Genomic DNA, 22,441 nt, shown 5'->3' on the forward strand with positions numbered 1-22,441 from the left:
TAATGAGCACAGCTCTGAATCAGAGTCCAAAGCCAAAACATGAATTTAGAATCGATAATAAAACTTACTACAGATGATATGGCAGCGGTCAATGACACCATTCTTGACCAATTAAATTCTGATGTTGCGCTGATCAACCAACTTGGTTACTACATTATCAGCGGCGGAGGCAAACGTATTCGCCCAATGATTGCAGTACTGACTGGTAAAGCGCTTCATTGCGAAGGTGAAAAACACATCAAAGTTGCGGCCCTGATTGAGTTTATTCATACCGCGACATTGCTGCATGATGATGTCGTTGATGAATCTGATATGCGACGCGGCAAGGCAACGGCCAACGCCATTTATGGCAACGCAGCCAGTGTCCTCGTAGGAGATTTTATCTATACGCGCTCATTTCAGATGATGACCGACCTTGATTCCATGCGTGTATTGAAATTGATGTCTAATGCTACCAATGTCATTGCTGAAGGCGAGGTGATGCAGTTAATGAACTGTAATAATCCTGATATCTCAGAAGATGACTATATGCGCGTTATTTATAGTAAAACCGCCCGTCTGTTTGAAGTTTCTGCGCATTCCGCCGCCATTCTGGCTAACGCAACGCCTGAGCAAGAAATGGCGCTACGTGATTATGGCCGCTATCTTGGCACCGCATTCCAATTAATCGATGACCTGCTGGATTACGATTCAGATAACAGCACGCTCGGTAAGAATACGGGAGACGACCTGAATGAAGGCAAACCAACATTGCCCCTCCTGCACGCCATGAATCATGGAACACCAGAGCAATCTGTAATGATACGTAATGCTATTAAACAAGGAAATGGCCGCCATTTGCTGGATACTGTACTCGCAACCATGAAACAGTGTGGTTCACTCAAATATACCCGCCAACGGGCTGAGGAAGAAGCAGATAAGGCTATTTCAGTATTACAAGTACTCAATGATTCTCCGTATAAGGCGGCCCTTGTGGGATTAGCCCATGTCGCCGTACAGCGACTTTCTTGAGCCGATTCAATCAGTATCCCTGATTGTTCAATCTGGGATACTGTCTTTATCTTTACTATCAATCTCTTGAATGCCGACAAATTGAACAAGGCCAGCCAACCCTTTTCTCAAAATAAACTTAACTATCCGTTCTCTTTCAGACTTGGTCAGCTGATAATAAGCTTCCACCCAAATCATAAACGGATCCTGTCGCTTGTTCCGATAATACTCGACCGAGTTTTCACTGACAGTCAGTATATTTAAAACTTCTTCGGGCAAACTGTTGACATTATATTCGAGAGCTTTTCCCTGCACTCCACGCTTACGGCGTTGTTCCCAGCCCTCGCGTCTTGCCATCAGATTCACTCCCTGAGGAGACGATGGCAGCCCTGCGAGGCCGATGAGTTCCTTTGCAGAATACCATTCTTTTTTCATCTCTTTTTCCTCGCGTTGTACCAGGGCAGTGAAGATAAAGCCAAATTTTAAACATTTGGCTTTTTCAAAAGCAGCCTCAGGTAGCTATAATTTTTTCCAAAAAACTTCTTATGCCGTCTCGTAATATCACGTCGGTAATTACCTCCTTTTCTTCTTCAGTGAGTAAATTAAATGCGCTTACCCAAATGGATAAAGGATCTTGTTTCTGAACCTGATATTCTGGTGATGTTTCATTAAGTTCGAGAGCAGACAATGTTGATTCAGGAAAACAAGAATAGTGATATTCAATTGCCCTGCCTTGAACACCTGTTCGTTTTTGCCTCAACCATTCTTCACGTTTTGCTCTGGCATTAACTCCTTGTGGTGATCTAGGTAACTCGCCTACACCGGTCAACTCCATTGCCGTATACCACTCTTTTTTCATAATGTTTCTCTATTTTTGTAACCAAGTTCAAAAAAGAAGTTATTAAGAAAAAATTAGAAATATTTTTAGAAAAAATAATGTTATTTTATTTTCTTAATAACAGATTCGTGTTCGTTATTAATTTCACACTAACGCTTTAGTTATACCACTAATGTGGCTTCAAATTTAATAGGAAAGGATTAAAAAAATGATTTCTATGAAATCGGATTGGCATCCTGCTGATATTATTGCCGCTTTACGTAAACGTGGAACGACTCTGGCAGCCGTTTCTCGTGAAGCGGGGCTAAGCTCATCAACTTTGGCGAATACACTTTCTCGCCCATGGCCCAAGGGAGAATGGATAATAGCGAATTACTTAGAATTGCATCCGTCTGAAATATGGCCAAGCCGTTATTTTGATCGCAATACAGGAGAACTATTAGAAAGAAAAATTCGAGATAAAAAGAATAATTAACTATTAATTTAATTATTCATAGAAAAACCGCTAGTTATTTTTAAACTAGCGGTTTTAGTTAACTAATATATTTAAATTAATTTGTATATTAATAAATTACAAATTAAATAAATTAATCATTAATAAATTTTTCGCCTAATTCAATATCTGTATTCAAAACATCCAGCATGTTATCTAGTGATTTTTGTTCAAAATCGCTCAGTTTGCCAATATCTAAATGTTCTTCAATACCATTTTTACCCAAGCGAACTGGTTGAGCGAAGAAACGCGCATATTTGCCATCACCCTCAACATAACTGCATTCGATAACATTGCTTTCGCCTTGCAGGGCACGGATCATAGACAACCCCATGCGTGCAGCAGCCTGCCCCATAGACAGAGTTGCAGATCCGCCACCTGCTTTTGCTTCAACCACTTCAGTTCCCGCATTCTGGATACGTTTGGTCAATGCTTCAATTTCTTCGTCAGTGAAACTAACATCAGGAATTTGAGACAGCAGAGGCAAAATAGTCACACCTGAGTGCCCACCGATAACTGGAACTTCCAGCTCTTCTGGTTTTTTGCCTTTCAATTCAGCAATAAAAGTGTTGGAACGGATAATATCCAGAGTTGTTACACCGAACAGACGGTTTTTATCGTAAACACCTTCTTTTTTCAGAACCTCAGCCGCAATCGCCACAGTAGTGTTGACAGGGTTAGTAATAATTCCGATTAATGCCTTTGGACAAGTTTTAGCAATCTGATGTACCAGATTACGAATGATCCCCGCGTTGATATTAAATAGGTCGGAACGATCCATACCAGGCTTACGGGCGACACCCGCAGAAATCAATACCACATCTGCACCTGCCAGTGCAGGGGTTGCATCTTCACCAGCAAAACCAGTGACTTTAACTTCCGTTGGGATATGACTCAGATCGGCTGCCACACCCGGGGTCACCGGAGCAATGTCATACAAGGAAAGTTCTGAACCTGAAGGAAGTTGGGTCTTGAGTAGAAGGGCAAGTGCCTGACCAATACCACCGGCTGCACCGAGAACTGCAACTTTCATCCTGATACTCCTTAAATAAGTGCTGTAAAAAAACTTAAACTTGTCTGGTTAAGAGAGTGCTTTCATTTTTCCCATCATTACAACAATGATAAGGAAGACTCTCCTCCACTCATCGCTACGTATTAAAACAATCTGTTAACAGCTAAATTATCCACCCAATGACCTGCGGATGGAACATAATAGTTGTTTTATTCTAGACAAAAGGCTTATCTGTTAATGAGATAACGGGCACTTTTTTGATAATTATTCTAATTATCCTATTAATTAATAGGCCGATCACCTTACACTCTCCTTCCGCATCAAACAACACCATTTAATTAACAATATATTTACTATGCCTACTCTATGAAAATAAGCAAAAATAAAATGTTCAATACCCTGATTATAAATAAGGTAATATGGGAAAGAATATACAATTATGCTCTGTATCTTGGTTTTCCCTTCTATTTCTTGAATAAAAATTCACTCTTTTGCATAATGTCACCTTATAACGGATTTAACGATGGTGAAATATGCGTGTTCCTTCGAAACAGGACGATTTGGTAAAAGCTTTCAAAGCATTATTGAAAGAAGAAAAATTCAGCTCTCAAGGTGAAATTGTTTCAGCGCTTCAGGAAGAGGGGTTCGAAAATATCAACCAATCTAAAGTTTCCCGGATGCTGACAAAATTTGGTGCTGTGCGAACCCGTAATGCAAAAATGGAAATGGTCTACTGTCTGCCAGCAGAATTGGGCGTACCCACAGCCACCAGTCCGCTAAAGAATCTGGTATTAGATGTCGATTATAATCACAGTGTTGTGGTCATACGCACAAGCCCGGGTGCAGCACAACTAATTGCACGCCTGTTGGATTCATTGGGTAAAGCTGAAGGAATTCTTGGCAGCATTGCAGGTGATGACACTATTTTTACCACGCCAGCCCAAAACCTTACGACAAAGCAGCTCTATGAGGCGATCCTCAATCTATTTGAGCAGGAACTTTAATCTATATCTGCCGTATACCAAGAAAGCTAATTAATGTATGCGGCAGGCACACACTGAATATATTTAGATGAAGAGAGGATCGCCCAATCAGTGCGCCCCCCTTACTCCGAAGATCTTTCAATTAAACTGTATCGGCTTTCTTAGCCAACTCAGCCAGTAATTTCTCGTGGATACCATCAAATCCGCCGTTGCTCATAATAAGGATATGATCCTCCGGTTGTGCCGTTTCGACAATCATCCGAACCAAAGTATCAATATCCGCACTCCAGCGAGCGGGCTGAATACACTGTTCCGCAATTTCAATAACCTGCCACGGCATATTGGCTGGCTGATAGAGGAAAACTTCATCAGCACGCCCCATTGAAGGTGCAATGTCATTTTTGCTCATTCCCATTTTCATGGTATTAGAACGCGGCTCCAGCACGGCCAGAATACGCGTCATTCCACCAACTTTACTTCGCAACGCTTCCAGAGTCGCTAAAATAGCTGTTGGGTGATGAGCAAAATCGTCATAAACCGAGATACCATTGACTTTACCACGCAATTCAAGACGACGACGGGCATTGATAAAGCGATCCAATGCCTGACAGGCATCCGCAGGTTGAACCCCGATATGATGAGCTGCGGCAATTGCACTCAAACCATTATGCATATTGTGTTCACCGACTAATGACCAGCCCACTTCACCTACCAGTTCACCATGATGGAATACTTGGTAGTTGCTACTATCCTGACTGACTTTTTTCGCCTGCCAGCTTCCGGTTTCTCCGAGATGTTCCAGCTCACTCCAGCACCCCATAGAAAGGACATTTTTTAAATTCATGTCATTATCGGGAACAATGACTTTACCTGAGCTTGGCACAACTCTGACAAGGTGATGGAATTGTTTTTGAATGGCGGCCAGATTTTCGAAAATATCTGCGTGATCAAACTCAAGGTTGTTCATGATCAGTGTACGTGGGCTGTAATGAACAAATTTAGAACGCTTATCAAAAAAAGCACTGTCATATTCATCCGCTTCAATCACAAAAAACGGGCTTTCACCGATTTGTGCTGAAACAGTAAAATTTCCCGGAACACCACCAATCAAGAATCCCGGTTTATAATCACAGGCTTCCAGAATCCATGTAAGCATACCCGCCGTTGTTGTTTTCCCGTGAGTGCCGGCCACTGCTAATACCCAACGCTCCGGCAATACGTGATCATGCAGCCACTGTGGGCCAGAGGTGTAAGGAATTCCACGCTCCAACACTGCTTCCACACAGGGATTGCCGCGGGTCATGGCATTGCCGATAACTACCATATCTGGTGCAGGATCGAGTTGTACAGGATCGTACCCTTGAATCAACTCGATGCCTTGTTTCTCCAGCAGGGTACTCATTGGTGGATACACATTGGCATCAGCGCCAGTAACTTCATGACCCAGTGAACGAGCGAGGATCGCTAACCCTCCCATGAAAGTACCGCAAATGCCAAGAATATGAATACGCATTTATTTCTATCCGATATCATGAACTGTATCACTATTCTAACCATCAAATCAGATATTAGAAATGCAATAACCTATGAATCATTTGATTCTTTAGCTAAACTGCCCGCGCATGAGTGCAACACGAAAGTGAAGCACGCTTCCTAAAACCACAATCAAATTCAAGGCCTTTGTCATGAAAACATTAGGCGAATTCATCGTCGAAAAACAGCAAGATTTTCCTCATGCTACGGGTGAACTAACCGCACTGCTGTCTGCCATCAAATTAGGGGCCAAAATTATTCATCGAGACATCAACAAAGCTGGCTTGGTTGATATTTTAGGTACAAGTGGCGTATCCAATGTCCAAGGTGAAGTTCAGATGAAACTGGACCTGTACGCCAATGAAAAACTCAAAGCAGCGCTGAAAGCACGCGGTGAAGTTGCTGGTATTGCTTCCGAGGAAGAAGATGAGATCGTTATTTTCGATGGCGATCGTGCAGAAAATGCAAAATATGTTGTTTTGATGGATCCACTGGATGGTTCTTCGAATATTGATGTAAACGTTTCCGTTGGGACTATTTTCTCTATTTACCGCCGAATTACCCCAATCGGGCAACCTGTAACCGAAGAAGATTTTCTGCAACCGGGGGAGCGTCAGGTTGCAGCCGGTTATGTGGTTTATGGTTCATCCACTATGCTGGTGTACACCACAGGCTGCGGTGTTCACACTTTCACTTACGATCCTTCTCTTGGCGTTTTCTGCCTGACTCATGAAAAAGTCCAATTCCCAGAAAAAGGCAATATGTACTCTATCAACGAAGGGAACTACATCAAATTCCCGTTGGGTGTGAAAAAGTACATCAAATATTGTCAGGAACAGGATGAAGAGACTCAACGCCCTTACACTACCCGCTACATCGGTTCTCTGGTTGCTGATTTCCATCGCAATTTGCTGAAAGGGGGTATCTATATATATCCAAGCACAGCAAGCCATCCAACAGGTAAACTACGTCTACTATACGAATGCAACCCAATTGCATTCTTGGCTGAACAGGCAGGTGGAAAAGCCAGTGATGGCACAAACCGCATTCTGGATATCGTACCCAGCGAACTGCACCAGCGTGTCCCTTTCTTTGTAGGTACAAGATCAATGGTGGAAAAAGCAGAAAGTTTCATGGCTGAGTTTCCAGACGAATAAGCGATTTTATTAAGCGACAAATTAAAAGAGGCGATATTTTGCCTCTTTAATTTTCCCTTGAATATTAATGCCCATTTTAACTTCCTCGTTATTTTCTGCATTTATGCCACAACACCTCATAGTCAACATCTCATTCTAAGTAGAGAGCATACTTAGTACTTTTACGGGCTTCACCGTAATATCGTAAATACTATTTTCTGCTGAAAATAACCATCATCAATTTTAATCAACCGAACACTCTGGGTTATCAGCTGATAACAATTATTCATTACGCATAACAATAAAAACTTTCCTAATGTATGTAGGTATGGGGAATATGATTCTCTTTATATTCATGGATATTTCCCTATATCCAGTAACTTTAAACATCAAAGGTATCACTCTGAAGCGCTGGCAACAGCCCATATTGTATGAGGTATTCATATATGGACTCGTATTTTAATCATAAAGTTTTCCGGCTATCTGTTCTCACATATGTTCTCTTTTTACCTTTTACGCCGATGAATGCTTTTTCGGTGAGTGAAGAAATTGACGGAAATAAAACAGAAAGAACATGGTTACAACAAGCGGGGAATGAAAATAGCACCAAGAATGTGCACGATGATAACGCCGGGGTCATTGCCCAAAATGTGATGCGGGTCAGCAACCTGCTCTCATCCTCCCCTACCCAGTTGGCTGAACAGGCTAAATCCTACGCTCTGGGGAAAGTTAATAATACAATAGCCACAGAAACCCAAAAATGGCTGGCCCAGTTCGGCACCGCCAGAATTAATTTTGCTTTCGACAGAAAGGGAAAACTCGATAACGGGGCCTTAGACCTGCTGCTGCCCCTCTACGACAATAAAGCAGACTGGCTGTTTTTCTCCCAATTGGGCTATCGCAATAAAGACAGCCGTCACACGGTCAACCTCGGGTTTGGCGGCCGTTATTTTACCCCCGGCTGGATGTATGGCCTGAACACATTCTTTGACCATGATGTCACCGGGAATAATAAACGGTTGGGGCTGGGCGGAGAAGCCTGGACGGATTACGTCAAGCTGTCGGCCAATACCTATTGGCGCTTAAGCAAATGGCATGATGCACTCCACGACAAGGACTACGAAGAACGCCCGGCCAACGGCTTTGATCTCAACAGTGAGTTTTTCTTGCCCGCCTATCCGAATCTGGGCGGTAAATTAAGTTATGAGCAGTACTTCGGTGATAACGTCGCCCTGTTCAATCGGGATTCCACTCAGAAAAATCCCAGCCTGGCCAGACTGGGGCTGAATTATACTCCCATTCCGCTGGTGACCATGGGCGTCGATTATAAGTTCGGGGGAAGCGGACACAGCGAAACCCTTTTTCAGGCTAACCTGAACTACCGTTTCGGCACCCCTTTCAGCGTCCAGATGGCCCCTGACAGCGTGGCATCCATGCGCACACTGGCCGGCAGCCGTTATGATCTGGTGGAAAGAAATAACAATATCGTACTGGATTATCGGCAAAAATCAGACCTGACCGTGAACCTGCCAAATACCCTAAGCGGGTACGGTGCTCAGAACGTTCCGCTCACCGCGATGATCACTTCCTCAAAGCCCGTGAAAAATATTCGCTGGTCATTCAGCCAACAGTTCAAGGCCAATGGCGGGGCCATTGCTGATGAAACCGTGAAGGAAACCTCAATCTTACTGCCCGTCTACCAGTATGCCAAAGACGGATCCGCCGGACTCAACAACTATGATCTGGCTGTCACTGTAGCAGGAGAGCACGGTAAACCGAAAACCGCGCACATGAAAGTGATTGTTGAACCTTTTGTCATCAAAGAGAAAAGCATCAAGGCTCGTGGAAAAGGCGCTGCTGTAGCGGATGGTGGCCCGGCTTATGATCTGTTGGCAACAGTCACTTACGGCGATAAAAATAATAAACCTCTCAAGAAGGATACGATGATCCCAGATGTAAAATGGACCATTGATCCACCAAATAATGATGCCAGATTACTTTGGAATGACAGCCAACCGCTCAATGAGCAAGGTCAATTAACTGCCACTCTGGGGAGTACAACACCACTTGATCCAAAGACAAAAGTCTATCTGTCTATCGCCGGTATGCCGAAAGAGTTGATAAACGATACCGACTCCCTCCTCAATTTTGTCAATATGTACGATGAATATCAGATTACTGATACTCAGGTTAAACCAGATGGCACGCTTACCACTAATGACGTTAATAATGTGTATATCTTTACGGCCAAAATATTAGATAAAAACGGGAACCCTTTGCAGGATCAGAAAATCAACGCCAAATGGCAGGCGATTTCCCTGCAAGATAATAGCAATAAAGAGGTGGAAATAAAGTCGATTGATAATTACAAGACAAATTCCGAAGGCGTGCTTACGGCAACCCTGCGCAGTAACATCCCTCAGAAGATCAGGGTTACACTTTCCCTTGAGAAGGGAGCTAAAGCATCATTTAATGAGGTCGAGTTTGTCAAAAGTGACATTGATGCCACATTTACCATTGATGGTACGGATGAAAAAAATCATTTAACCGCCATATCAGATAAAGAATATAAAGTGACTGTCCACCTAACTCAGGGAGGAAAAGCTCTCAATAATAACAAGCCATTGAAGTTGAAATGGTCATTGGAACCTAAATTGGCAGAATTTACTATCAAAGAAACTGATAATACCCCAGACACGGGAGGTAAAGCTCATGCACTTATTTCCAGTACGCGAAGTATCAAAGGTGCGCAAATCATCTTATCAGTTGATGATGGGCCTTTGTTTGAATCTGAAGAATTCAATTTTGTTGCACCTAATTCACAGGATTTAGGGGCTGTATTAGAAGGAAAAGTTGAGCCTTTATCATCCGATCCGATACGGGGAAATGAAAAAGATGAGTTCATCTATCAAGTAAAAGTTATTCAAAAAGAATCCGGCAATGCATTGAAAAACCAAAGCATTTCCGACATAAAATGGAAAGTGAATAAGCCAGAAAAAGCGCTGGGCGACTTTACACTCCATATGCCTGATAATTCAACTACCGATAATGAAGGTTATTTGACCGCTAAACTGAAAAGTAAAGAGGGATATGATAACGTTACAGTATCTGTATCCTTAGGAGATACTGAGAAACAATCAGAACCTGTTGTGCAATTCCTACCTGAAGCAAAAAAATCAGTAGGGCTTTTCTTAAAAGCTGATTATAACAGTGGAGTACAAAAAGTTATTCCAAGTTCACAACCAGAAGGAATTCGCTATGTGCATGAAGATGCTTATCTTGAGTTGATGCAAACGATAGACGGTAAAAACGAATATCTGGGGTATTCGCAGGGTGGTAAGTATCCAACAAGCAGTCAGGACGATTGGCTAACAACAGTTAGTCCTAGCAATAAAGAACGTGTAATATATAGGGATGCGTTCGATAATATGCGCTTCAACACTAGGCGTTTTATGCCAGGGCCTATAACATTCTCAAAAACTTACACAGATAAGGAAACAGGTAGAAAAGAACTATATTCTTATACACTCAACCCTCAAAGATATGTCTATCCTCCAGAAACCCCTGATAAGGCTCTGAGGTACGTTAAACTTAAGGACGATATGACATGCGAAGACCTTCCTGCCGACGACACTTTCTCTTTCAAGGTCAAAACGCTGGTCTTAGGGACAGATATTACAGAATCTGGATCCGCAGTTCCGAATACCTCATATAATTACGATTTTAACAGTGACTTCAAGAACCTTGGAATTGCCTCTCTTAGGAAAGACACAACACGTAAAATTAAAATCAAAACTGCAGACGGTTTTGCTTTTTATGATATTGACAAAAGACAAGTTGTTTCTTCCAACGATGATGATGAAGGCGTGTTGTTATGTTACAGGGATGGAGAATATAATTGGGGCTAAATAGCAAGTCAAAATTGTAGATCACTTCCTTACTCCTCGCGTAGCGAGGAGTAAGAATCTTCATAAATTGAGTGTATCACTATTATGAATAGACTATTTAGAGAAATAAAGGATATTAAGGGGCTGTGAAACGGTAAGAAAACTATTATCAAACCTAAATTAAAAGAGGCTAAATATCGCCTCTTTTAATTTTTACGAGAACATTAAATAGAGAACCCCTATATTTTGTCAGGATCCACTGCATTATCATAAATACTATTTTCTGCTGAAAATAACCATCATCAATTTTAATCAACCGAACACTCTGGGTTATCAGCTGATAACAATTATTCATTACGCAGAACAATAAAAACTTTCCTAATGTATGTAGGTGTAGGGAATATAATTCTCTTTATATTCATGGACATTTTTCTATATCCAGTAACTTTAAACATCAAAGGTATCACTCTGAAGCGCTGGCAACAGCCCATATTGTATGAGGTATTCATATATGGACTCGTATTTTAATCATAAAATTCTCCGGCTATCTGTTCTCACATATGTTCTCTTTTTACCTTTTACGCCGATGAGTGCTTTTTCGGTGAGTGAAAAAATTGACGGAAATAAAACAGAAAGAACATGGTCACAGCAAACGGGGAATGAAAATAGCACCAAGAATGTGCACGATGATAATGCCGGGGTCATTGCCCAAAATGTGATGCGGGTCAGCAGCCTGCTCTCATCCTCCCCTACCCAGTTGGCTGAACAGGCTAAATCCTACGCTCTGGGGAAAGTCAATAATACAATAGCCACAGAAACCCAAAAATGGCTGGCCCAGTTCGGCACCGCCAGAATTAATTTTGCTTTCGACAGAAAGGGAAAACTCGATAACGGGGCCTTAGACCTGCTGCTCCCCCTCTACGACAATAAAGCAGACTGGCTGTTTTTCTCCCAATTGGGTTATCGCAATAAAGACAGCCGTCACACGGCTAACCTCGGGTTTGGCGGCCGTTATTTTACCCCCGGCTGGATGTATGGCCTGAACACATTCTTTGACCATGATATCACCAGGAATAATAAACGGTTGGGGCTGGGCGGAGAAGCCTGGACGGATTACGTCAAGCTGTCGGCCAATACCTATTGGCGCTTAAGCAAATGGCATGATGCACTCCACGACAAGGACTACGAAGAACGCCCGGCCAACGGCTTTGATCTCAACAGTGAGTTTTTCTTGCCCGCCTATCCGAATCTGGGCGGTAAATTAAGTTATGAGCAGTACTTCGGTGATAACGTCGCCCTGTTCAATCGGGATTCCACTCAGAAAAATCCCAGCCTGGCCAGACTAGGGCTGAATTATACTCCCATTCCGCTGGTGACCATGGGCGTCGATTATAAGTTCGGGGGAAGCGGACACAGCGAAACCCTCTTTCAGGCTAACCTGAACTACCGTTTCGGCACCCCTTTCAGCGTCCAGATGGCCCCTGACAGCGTGGCATCCATGCGCACACTGGCCGGCAGCCGTTATGATCTGGTGGAAAGAAATAACAACATCGTACTGGACTACAAGAAAAAGCCGGAGTTAGCCATTACTCTGCCAGATACCTTAAGCGGGTATAGTAGCCAAACCGTTATAACTAGCGCCAAAATTATCTCCAGCAAACCACTGAAGAAGGTTAATTGGCAAGCCAATAAAAGATTCTATGAAAACAAAGGAATTATCTTAGACCGTGGTAACCAAGATGCACAAGCTGAATTGGTATTGCCAAAATATGTTAACAACGGAATAAACAGATATACCTTGTCTGCTACCGCTGAAGAAGAAGGTGGTAAATCCAAGACCGCTCAAATGAATATTGACGTTGAACCTTTTGTCATTAAAGCCCATAGCATTACATCAGATGGAACAGACCCCGTGCTTGCTGATGGCAAGTCTCCTTATCATCTGGCTGCAACCATCACCCATGGCAATAAGAATAACGATGCTATCAGCGCCAGGGCTATACCGGACGTAAAATGGAGCATTGAACCAGAAAACCCCAAGGCAGAATTAAGCTGGGATAAATCAGGAACAACCAATGACCAAGGTCAATTAACCGCAACGTTAGTCAGTACAGAGCCGCTCTCAAATAATACCAAAGTTTATCTGGAAATGGATGGTATGCCCAAAATGGAAATAACAGGCGACAAACGACCCACTTTTACGAGTGTACATTCCAAATACCAGATCACCACGCAGTTAGTTGAACCTACAGGCCCACTCTCAATCCGTCACACAGAAGATATTTATACCTTTAAGGCTACGATATTGGACCAAAAAGGGAATCCACTGCGGAAAGAAAAGATTCAAGCCTCTTGGACTACAACTCCCAACGATGGTGTGACACTAAAAAATATCACCAACGACACCACCAACGAGCAGGGGCAATTGATTGCGAGCTTGCACAGTACCAAAGCCCAGGAGATCACCGTAACACTTTCTATTAAGGATGGCCCGAGTCATGAGTTTACAAAAGTCAGTTTTGAGGATGATTCCAATCAACCAATTAAGATCAAAGATATTACGTTTGATCCGCCCCAACAACCTTACGTAGCAACGGCAAGTTACAAGATCACCGTATATGCGCAATTAACCGACGAAAATGATAATGATCTTAGGCAAGGGAAAAAAGTGAGCGTACAGTGGTTCACAATGCCTGAAAAACTGGCGGGGTTCAAGATTGATCCAGTAGAAGGAACTTTCACAACAGACCAGAATGGCAAGATAAAAGCTACTTTAACCAGCACCCGAGCGATAGAAAACGCTAAAGTCGGATTGTCTGTTAATGGAGGAGATCAGGTCGAATCTGATCCTTTCACATTTATCGCCCCCAGCAATCTGGACGCTTCACTCGACGGAAATGTTATTCCACCGATCGGGACAATGATAGGTGATGGAAAAACAGAGTATCCCTTTAAGGTGCAACTAATTGATAATACTAACAATGGTAGTGCCATGCCAAACCAAAGTATTTCAAGAGTAACATGGGGTATAAAAGATAATAAATTTCCTAACGATGTTAAGCTCCGCGTTCCTGAGGATCAAACCACAGATGAACAAGGTTATTTGACTGCCTTTTTGACAAGTACAAAAGGGGTTAAGAACGTGATTGTCACGGCAACTTTAAATGCAGACAAGGAGAAATCCGTTTCTGTGGAGATTGAACCTGAACCACAATTAGCACATATACGAATGAATACAAAAGGCACCTCCTCTACGAAGGACATCCAGCAACAGGAGAAACCTTACAACGTCCATAAGAACCTAATAGTGACCCTGCTAACACCGGATGACAACAAGGCAATTTCGGGTAAGGATAACTCGCATAAAGTCGAATTTAAGTCTTCTAATGAAAATATAGTGAAAGTAAATGACGAAGGTCAGATCACATTTCCTGTTGAAACCTTCAACATACGAGAAAAAGGAACGACAACCGTTACAGCTCGGGTAACAAATGAAGAAACAGGCGAAAAGTCAGCCTACGTTTATACTTTCAACCCCCAACAGTATATATTTACCCCAACACTTACTGGTGAATCCGACATTATCGGCAGTCCATTTTGCTTCACTCTTAGGTCTGAGTACATTTATGGTCATTCAAATATTACGGTGATGAGTGTGTCGACATCAGACATTGGCGCGACTGACGCTCTTCTTACCGAAAATTCATTCGATCGTGAGTATGACAAAGAACATTTCCCAGACTTTGTTATTTTCCCCGATACACTTAGCAGTGACCATACGCTCCTTAAGCTCTGGGACTCAGCCTCTAATAGTTATAAGGCATTTGACTATAGCAGAAGGGAATTATACACCTTGGATATAGATGAAGAAAAGAAACGAGCCACTCAGGGAAGATTAATATGTAAACTTTCTAAATCAAGAGGATCTTCCTATTTTGGTAAGGATGAAGAAAGAGACGCACAGTCTCAATAATTATTGGGTCTGTGTTTTTTTATGGTATTTTTCTCCTTATTGTTTTTAATCTCTCAGGGTTGAATTCCCCGTCGCTTGCGGCGGGGATATTTATTAAAAGGTATCGCGACTTTCAATGGTGACTTACATCTTGAACTAACCGGAAGTACCGACAAGTCGGTCAAAAATCCAAGGACTTTAAACCTGTTTTGGCTATAATACCCCGCACTCCATTTTGGTTTGAAATTGAAGGAAACCTTTTATGAGCCTGAACAACGTACCAGCAGGTAAAGAACTGCCTGAAGATATCTATGTCATCATTGAGATCCCAGCTAACGCTGATCCGATCAAGTACGAAGTAGACAAAGAATCCGGCGCCCTGTTTGTAGACCGTTTCATGTCCACAGCAATGTTCTACCCATGTAACTACGGCTATATCAACAACACCCTGTCCCTTGACGGTGACCCTGTTGATGTATTGGTTCCAACACCATATCCATTGCAACCAGGTTCAGTTATTCGCTGCCGTCCAGTTGGCGTTCTGAAAATGACCGATGAATCTGGCGAAGACGCAAAATTGGTTGCTGTTCCTCATACCAAGCTGAGCAAAGAGTACGATCACATCAAAGATGTGAACGATCTGCCAGAACTGCTGCGCGCTCAAATTACTCACTTCTTCGAGCATTATAAAGACTTGGAAAAAGGCAAGTGGGTTAAAGTTGACGGTTGGGACAATGCCGCAGCAGCTAAAGCTGAAATTATGTCCTCTTTCGAACGCGCTGCAAAAAAATAATCCTGATGGATAACAGCGGGTTTTAAATCAAAAAACCTCTGTCCTTTATAAGAGCAGAGGTTTTTGTTTGATACTTGATTTTATTGGCAAACAACAAATCGCTGATTTTATTCTTCTCCGTGGCGTTTAAGCCAATCGCCACTTGTTATCCGACACAGACCTTCGACAGACAATTTATATAGATAAATCCATGCCTTACCATAAGGTGTTTCAATGAGTTCCCTTCGATATTCCTGAGCATTTTTTTTCAAATCATCCAGCTCAGTCAGAATAGATGGCGTAATGCGATATACTTCACATTCAATTATCCCTTCGCCACGGATCACCGCCGGATAATGCCCAAGGTCATAAATTTCATAACCTTCTAAACTGTGTTCTCCTAACAGTTGAGCATCTGTCATCCAGTGATGATTAGCTTGTTTGCGCCTCAGGCTGCCATAAACAATAACTCGCATTTTTAAAACTCAAACTCATAGAGCAAATCTAAAGCTTGATCAATACCAGATACTGCCTCCAGATACAATCTTGGCATAACTCGGTAACGCAAAGTCAGTGTTGCCAAAGAATCAAAAATACCTACACCATACTTCACTTGTAAGTCTTTGGTTATTCGACCACTAACAACAACCTGAGATTTATCACCAACACCTTGAGTATCTAAAGCCAAATCAGAGACACCAAAAGTTTCCCCGATTTTACCCACCAGCTGACCACTCTGGGCCACTCCTAAGCCTATCAGCATAGCTGCCATCTGAGAGTTGTCAGCGTCCCCCTTTTCTAAACCTTGCCCACGCAGAAGATAAGACAATGCTTCCTGCTGTGATTTAGCGGGATCAGAGAAAACTTCTACTTTGGGTTTATCCGCCAATCCTGTCACTCTGACACCCGCGATAACACCATTCGCTGTTGATTCTGGATTACGGATAGCTTCAATGTTCAACAGTGGCTGATCTGGCGGGCCGGAGAATATAATTGTTCCTCTGCGTACCTGCAAATCTTGCCCGTAAGCATTAAAACGTCCTTCTGGAATGTCAATTTGACCATTCAGCCCTAATCCTTGTTGATCCTGAAGAACTTTCAAAACTCCTTTTAGCTGCGCCGTCAAACCGAAAGCTCTCAAATGGACATCATCACCAATATGAATATTTAAGTTACTTTGGATCTGAATAGATGATTTTTTCTTCTCTATAGGGTGCAAATTTTTATTCAGCATAACTTCATCAGAAGAAACACCTATTGCTGACTTTGGCAATTCCTGCACCGTAATGCGTGCCCACGGGATATCCACATTACCGTCGAGTTTCAGTAAATTCGGGGTCGCTTCCAGCACCAACTCAGGGCTGACATCGATTTTTACCATTGGCGGGACAGTGATACGTAATTTATCGCCATTAGCTGCTATTCTGGCATACCACGCATCCAAATTACGCCAATCAGCACGACCATTAAGATTTAATTGCCCTTTGGGGGTTTTAATCATCCCATTCAAATCAGACTGAACCCCATCAAAACGAGCAACCAACTGACCTTGAGAGATATCAAATGGCAGCCAATGGCTGCTTATTTTCAAGTTATCTGCTTTCAGTAAACCAAATAACAGTGGATTTTTGGCGTTACCTCCGAGGCGAAAATTTGCATTCATTTCCCCTTCCACTTTTTCACCTTTCCCCAAAATAGGTTTAATCAAATTCAAGGAAAGATTTTGGAGATCTACATTACCTGACAATTTACGGCTATTTTCTAAATCAGCTACCTGAACATTACCATTTACCTGACCATTCCCAGCCAATTTGAATAACCATGCCAGGTTTGCTTTGCCATTTTCCAGCCCTGCATTCAAAGTGAGCGTTTCAAAATCAATCGGTAATGCAATGCCTTCTACAACCTGACGGATTCGCACGCCACTCCCCTGTAATGCAATTTTTGCTTGTGGCAAACGTTGGTCTGCTGTCCATTTGACATCAGCGTTACCACTGAATATGCCCTTAAGTTGAGTACTTTTATCAATGAATGGCTGGAACATAGCTAAATCAAATCGTTCAAGAGCAATTTGTGCATGACCATGACTTCCCGCTTCAATCGGTTTTACGATACAAAGCCGGGCATTCGGGTTGAGCCAGCAGTGAGTTCCGAGTGTAACTTTCTGTTGTAAGTTGAAATAATCGATGGATATCGCCTTGCTTAAACGCCACTCTCCGACAGGTGTATCAAAGTAAGTATTGTTGATACTGCCTTTCCAGCGTTCCTGTTGACGATCAAAACTGCCATTGAGCACCAATTGGCCTGATACCGGATTCCCCTCAATTTTCAATTGCAAATCATGCTGCTTTTCTGTGCCTTTAGCATCAAGCACCAAATTATTGATGGTTGAATTCGCTTGTTTTAATTGGCGAACAACAACTGATAGCTGCCCTTGAATTTGTTCCGCTGAGCGTATATTTCCCTTAATCTTAGCGCTATCCACCCGTAGCTCGTCCTGCCAGCGTACCCCACGAGCGTTCAAATCCACCACGATTTGCGGAACTTTCATATTGCCGCGTAGTTTGACATTACCAGTAATCAGTCCAGCCAATCCCGGTAATAACCCATTCAACTGAGGCGCATTAATTTCTCCATCCAGTTTCCAGACTTCATTTGTAAGTTGCCCCTGAACATTTAGCGTATTGCGGCCAAACACTAAATCGAATTGCGGAATATCCCACTGCCCAGCCGCATTACCCGATGCCTTTCCATGCGCTTTCACCACATTCTGTTTCACATTACCATCAAGGGTAATTTCAGGTATCCGGATCTGCCAGCTTCCACCATACAGGCTACCGCGTATTGCTATTTTACCGTCCATTTTGGCGGGCCATTCCGGCCACTGTTTGGCTGTATTAATGCCATCCAGAACTAACTTGGCATTCCAGCTAATAGCTTTACTCCAATCAACAACACCTGTGATATCCGCTTTACCCTGTAGTGCAACCAGACGCAAGCGGGTTAGTCTGAGCAATTCTTCATTCCCTTTTGCATCCAACATCAGCGATGCAGGAGGGATATCATTACCCTTAATATCAGAACGGAGAGAAAGATCATAACGGCTGGCTTCACCATTCAGGCGTAATTTCACACCATTAAACTGGTATTCCGGTTTGCCTTTCAATGGCCATTGAAGTTGTTTACTTTGCAAAGTCAGACGAATAGGCAAACCTGCTTTTGCTAATCCGACCTGAGCATCTAAACTGGCGGTAAGTGGCCCGGAAAGATGTAATGCGAGATCAAGCTGCTGCAACAAAGACCCATTCAGTGTTAAATCAATCTCCTGCCCTTTCAGCTTATCCAGATTTACATTATTTAAATTATCAACATTACCTTTCATTACCAGTTTGACTGGCCACTGTTCGGCGAGTTTTACTGTTCCCTGTATTGCCAGTAAACCTTCCTGCGCTTGTACACTCAAGGTTTTTACATCAACTTGCTGCCCTTTATTATGAGCTTGCAACCGAAAATCATGAATAGTGACATCAGTATCACCAGTCAGACGAAGCTGATTACCATGAATCCCTTCTACAGTGATATCAAGGGGAATAGGGATATGAGGCAATTCAGACAAAAGAGGCTTAGCAAACAACGCTTTCAACGTTTCACCCAATGATTGATCAGGGTCGGCCTGAGCAGTGGTTTTCTGCTCAGGCTCAGGTGGCGTCTTTGGTAATGCAACCAACAAATGACGGATTTCCGTTGGTTTTAATATCAACTGTTTTTCCCGCCATTGGGCAGCAGATTTAAATTCATCTAAACCAATGACGATATCATCTATTTTGACGTGGATATTTTTTAAAGAAAGCAAATTCAGTGAGATAGGATACGGTGTTTTTAATTCGGTCAGTGGTTCTGATTGAGGAGAAGGTTCTGAAGGTGGAAGTTCAGCCGTATTCACTGAAACAGAAACTCCTTCAGTCGTCAGTGCATTGACACACACATGACTATGCTTCAAGCAAGAAAGTTGTAATGAGAGATGTAAATTATCAGCACTGACATTGACTCCCGGCATCTGATATTTCACGACTTTTAGCGTTAAATCGCGCCAGTCTCCACTAACACTGGCAATATCCAACCCAGGAACCCAACGTGCCGCACTGTTAATCATAAAATGCAGACCCGTTTGCGTACAAACTAATCCCACAATTGTCATCAGTACCAAGCTAACAATCAACAGGAAAACAATACTGATCCTTTTTACCCACCTCATAGTTCAGCTCCTAAGCCGATATAAAATTCAATATTATGACTATTTCGATCCCTGACTGGAGTCGCTAAATCAAATTTTATCGGCCCGACAGGTGAAGCCCAACGTACACCAATACCCGCACCTGATTTAAAATTACTCCTTTTAATATCGTCCACCGCTTCACCCGAATCTACAAACAAGGCACTCCACCAATTTCCATAAATATTATATTGATATTCCAACGAACCAACTGCTAGCTTTGATGCCCCGACTAATTTACCTTTACTGTCTTTTGGTGAAACAGTCTGGTACTTATAACCCCGAATGCTGCGATCGCCCCCAGCAAAGAAACGAAGATCAGGTGGTACCTGATTAAAATCATTAGTTTCTATCCAGCCTAAATCCGCACGCACCACAAAACGGTGGTTCTCCTGATAAGTTCTGACCCAGACATGATGAGCCTGCAATACGAGAAAATCCACATTGGATCGCCACGTCGTATCCGAAATATCAATCGAATAACGTTGGCTATCTCCCCAATAAGGCATGGTGCCACCACGCTGGCGAATACGGCTGACATTTGCCCCCGGATAAAGCAGCATTGTGGTGTTTGTCGTATTAGCCTGTGTAAAATGGCTGAATTTCCATCGAAGATTGACACCATATTGCCAACCAGTAGAAAGATCCCAATTACGAACAAGGTTCAGTGTTGCTGTATCTAAGATAGTATCGTTAATATCTTTTCGCTTATAACCCGTTTGCAGCTCGTAATATTCCTCGAGTGGATTGACTTTAAGCGGCATTTTGTAAGAAGCATCAATGAATTGCTCTCGTGAAGAGATATTAATACTGGAACTCAGACTATGCCCACGGGAATTGAGCCATGGCTTTTTCCATTTGACCTGAACTCGGGGACCGATATCTGTTGCATAGCCGCCACCCAATTCAACATAGTTAGCAGAACGAGGAACTAAAGAAGCATTCAGTGGTAGCAACTTATCCTTATTCTCACGCCCTACTTTGAAATCAGGTACGACAACCGCAGAATTAAACCATCCGGTATCTACCAAACGCCGATTAAATTCGGCCAATTGTTCTGAAGAGTAATATTCCCCTGATTTAAAGGGAACAAGGTTATCCAAATAGGATTCTAGAATTTGCGAACCGTGGAATTTCACAGAGCCGAAACGATAACGTTGCCCGCTGTCAAAATCAAAATCCCAAATGGACTCATGCAGCTCTTTTGATACCCCCAATTCGCTTTTTTTCATCGCCGCGTCAAAATATCCCTTTTTAACGGCCAGATTCGTCAATGCACCCTTAAAATTTTCATACTCGCCATGATTAAGAATTTCTTTTTCTTTCGGAATATTTTTTTTAATCAGAGCAGCATAATCTTTATCTGTTTTTGCGCCGCCTTCCAAATCAACATTCACTTTAACGACACGCACAGGATCACCGAGTGTTACCTTTGCAGTCAAAACAGGACGGGCTGGCGGCGTATTCTCTTGATAGGTAAATTCAACAGTGGGATCATAATATCCTAATGGACGAAGCCCCTGCTGTATTGCTTTTTCTACGCGAGCACGAAAACGACCATCAGGGGAAACTTCATCGGTACTAATATTTGAAAGTTGTACTCTGGCATTTTTTTCCAATTCGCCAGAAAGCCCTTCTACTTTCAACCGTAAATTTGCACTATAAGCCGATGGAATTGCGATAGATACAAAAAGAGCACATATGAGGGGATATCGTGACACTCGAACTCCTAATATTTATCTATATCGGTAAGATAAATTCTAACGATATAAAAATGCTGCAATAAATTAATTCTGGTAAAGTTTTAAAGATATACAAGCAACACATAATCATAAAATTCGTGAATAACAAGGAGAGAATCTTGCCCAACTCAACTAATGACAGCCAACATGTTTCCCCGCAAGATACCTTATCTGGCAGGGCTACCGCATTAACTGTATCACCCTATCATGTCATCACACAGCATTCGATAGATAACATTCCAGAAAATATGGAGATCGCCTATGTCGGAATGGGATGTTTCTGGGGTGTTGAGCGCCTTTTCTGGCAACAAGAAGGCATCTATACCACCTCTGTGGGTTACAGTGGCGGCACGACGCCAAATCCAAACTATGAAGAAGTTTGTACTGGCTTAACCGGACATGCCGAAGTGGTCAGGATCGTGTTTGATCCGACAAAAATCACTTATACTCAATTATTGGCGCTGTTCTGGGAAAATCATGATCCTGCCCAAGGCATGCGTCAGCATGGTGATATCGGTACACAATACCGTTCCACCCTTTACACCATTTCACCACAACAAAATGAACAGGCACTGGTTAGCCGCGACCAGTTTCAGCAAGCGATGGCGCAAAATGGTGATGAACGGGCTATCACGACAGAAATCCGCGAAGCAGGGCCATTCTACTTTGCAGAAGATTATCATCAGCAGTATCTCTACAAAAACCCAGAGGGATATTGCGTATTAGGTGGTATTGGGATCTGTTTCCCTCCAACGCACAAAGATTAGTCGATTTAGTTAGCCTAATGTTATAATCATTGGGCTAACTAATAATTTTTTATCTCTCTTCAG

At 42.6% G+C, this 22,441-nt stretch carries 15 protein-coding genes; 8 read left to right on the plus strand and 7 right to left on the minus strand.

Annotation, left to right across the window (positions count from 1 at the left end; translation table 11 throughout):
- The first annotated feature begins 39 nt into the window (after nt 1-39).
- On the plus strand, nt 40-1,011 hold the full coding sequence (ispB, locus tag AC5JQI_RS17500; protein WP_493913093.1) for an octaprenyl diphosphate synthase: 972 nt from the start codon (nt 40-42) through the stop codon (nt 1,009-1,011).
- A gap of 27 nt (nt 1,012-1,038) precedes the next feature.
- Here ispB and AC5JQI_RS17505 read toward each other — a convergent pair whose 3' ends face one another.
- Together AC5JQI_RS17505 and AC5JQI_RS17510 are read right to left on the minus strand one after the other, a co-directional pair.
- Nucleotides 1,039-1,425, minus strand: coding sequence for a DNA-binding protein (locus AC5JQI_RS17505; protein ID WP_237388218.1), 387 nt, complete (start codon nt 1,423-1,425; stop codon nt 1,039-1,041).
- 76 nt (nt 1,426-1,501) lie between these two features.
- Nucleotides 1,502-1,849 carry a DNA-binding protein gene (locus tag AC5JQI_RS17510; protein WP_493913094.1) on the minus strand — a complete coding sequence of 116 codons (348 nt, stop codon included), beginning with the start codon at nt 1,847-1,849 and terminating at the stop codon, nt 1,502-1,504.
- A 187-nt stretch (nt 1,850-2,036) separates the two neighbouring features.
- Between AC5JQI_RS17510 and AC5JQI_RS17515 the strand changes: the two genes are divergently transcribed.
- Nucleotides 2,037-2,303 (plus strand): helix-turn-helix domain-containing protein, encoded by a 267-nt coding sequence (locus AC5JQI_RS17515; RefSeq protein ID WP_237388220.1) that lies wholly within the window; start codon nt 2,037-2,039, stop codon nt 2,301-2,303.
- Nucleotides 2,304-2,415: 112 nt separating this feature from the next.
- On the opposite strand, the gene mdh is transcribed toward AC5JQI_RS17515, so the two are convergent.
- Nucleotides 2,416-3,354 (minus strand): malate dehydrogenase, encoded by a 939-nt coding sequence (gene mdh, locus AC5JQI_RS17520; RefSeq protein WP_493913095.1) that lies wholly within the window; start codon nt 3,352-3,354, stop codon nt 2,416-2,418.
- 512 nt (nt 3,355-3,866) lie between these two features.
- Between mdh and argR the strand changes: the two genes are divergently transcribed.
- Entirely contained in the window at nt 3,867-4,337 is a 471-nt protein-coding gene (argR, locus tag AC5JQI_RS17525; RefSeq protein ID WP_237388222.1) for a transcriptional regulator ArgR, read from the plus strand.
- A gap of 121 nt (nt 4,338-4,458) precedes the next feature.
- On the opposite strand, the gene mpl is transcribed toward argR, so the two are convergent.
- Entirely contained in the window at nt 4,459-5,829 is a 1,371-nt protein-coding gene (gene mpl, locus AC5JQI_RS17530; RefSeq protein WP_493913096.1) for a UDP-N-acetylmuramate:L-alanyl-gamma-D-glutamyl-meso-diaminopimelate ligase, read from the minus strand.
- A 172-nt stretch (nt 5,830-6,001) separates the two neighbouring features.
- Here mpl and fbp point away from each other — a divergent pair, with 172 nt between their 5' ends.
- The 4 genes from fbp to ppa all read left to right on the plus strand — a co-directional run bounded on the left by fbp (nt 6,002) and on the right by ppa (nt 15,617).
- Nucleotides 6,002-7,006 carry a class 1 fructose-bisphosphatase gene (fbp, locus tag AC5JQI_RS17535; RefSeq protein ID WP_237388224.1) on the plus strand — a complete coding sequence of 335 codons (1,005 nt, stop codon included), beginning with the start codon at nt 6,002-6,004 and terminating at the stop codon, nt 7,004-7,006.
- Between the two features lie 425 nt (nt 7,007-7,431).
- Nucleotides 7,432-10,893, plus strand: coding sequence for an inverse autotransporter beta domain-containing protein (locus AC5JQI_RS17540; RefSeq protein ID WP_493913097.1), 3,462 nt, complete (start codon nt 7,432-7,434; stop codon nt 10,891-10,893).
- A gap of 580 nt (nt 10,894-11,473) precedes the next feature.
- Nucleotides 11,474-14,845, plus strand: a complete 3,372-nt coding sequence (locus tag AC5JQI_RS17545; protein WP_493913098.1) for an inverse autotransporter beta domain-containing protein — start codon at nt 11,474-11,476, stop codon at nt 14,843-14,845.
- Nucleotides 14,846-15,086: 241 nt separating this feature from the next.
- The gene (ppa, locus tag AC5JQI_RS17550) at nt 15,087-15,617 is read left to right on the plus strand and encodes an inorganic diphosphatase (RefSeq protein WP_493913099.1); all 531 of its coding nucleotides are present in this window, start codon (nt 15,087-15,089) and stop codon (nt 15,615-15,617) included.
- 107 nt (nt 15,618-15,724) lie between these two features.
- On the opposite strand, the gene AC5JQI_RS17555 is transcribed toward ppa, so the two are convergent.
- The 3 genes from AC5JQI_RS17555 to tamA are packed head-to-tail and all read right to left on the minus strand — an operon-like array spanning nt 15,725 to nt 21,590.
- A complete protein-coding gene (locus tag AC5JQI_RS17555) occupies nt 15,725-16,072 on the minus strand; it encodes a gamma-glutamylcyclotransferase family protein (protein WP_237385560.1) in 348 nt (115 codons plus the stop codon).
- 2 nt (nt 16,073-16,074) lie between these two features.
- Nucleotides 16,075-19,851: an autotransporter assembly complex protein TamB gene (gene tamB, locus AC5JQI_RS17560; protein ID WP_493913100.1), complete on the minus strand. Its 3,777-nt coding sequence runs from the start codon at nt 19,849-19,851 to the stop codon at nt 16,075-16,077.
- The gene (gene tamA, locus AC5JQI_RS17565; RefSeq protein ID WP_493913101.1) at nt 19,848-21,590 is read right to left on the minus strand and encodes an autotransporter assembly complex protein TamA; all 1,743 of its coding nucleotides are present in this window, start codon (nt 21,588-21,590) and stop codon (nt 19,848-19,850) included. Before tamA ends, tamB begins: the two co-directional genes overlap by 4 nt.
- 140 nt (nt 21,591-21,730) lie before the next feature.
- Here tamA and msrA point away from each other — a divergent pair, with 140 nt between their 5' ends.
- On the plus strand, nt 21,731-22,378 hold the full coding sequence (gene msrA, locus AC5JQI_RS17570; protein WP_493913102.1) for a peptide-methionine (S)-S-oxide reductase MsrA: 648 nt from the start codon (nt 21,731-21,733) through the stop codon (nt 22,376-22,378).
- Nucleotides 22,379-22,441 lie beyond the last annotated feature (63 nt).

The organism is Xenorhabdus sp. XBWT (genome assembly GCF_059072735.1).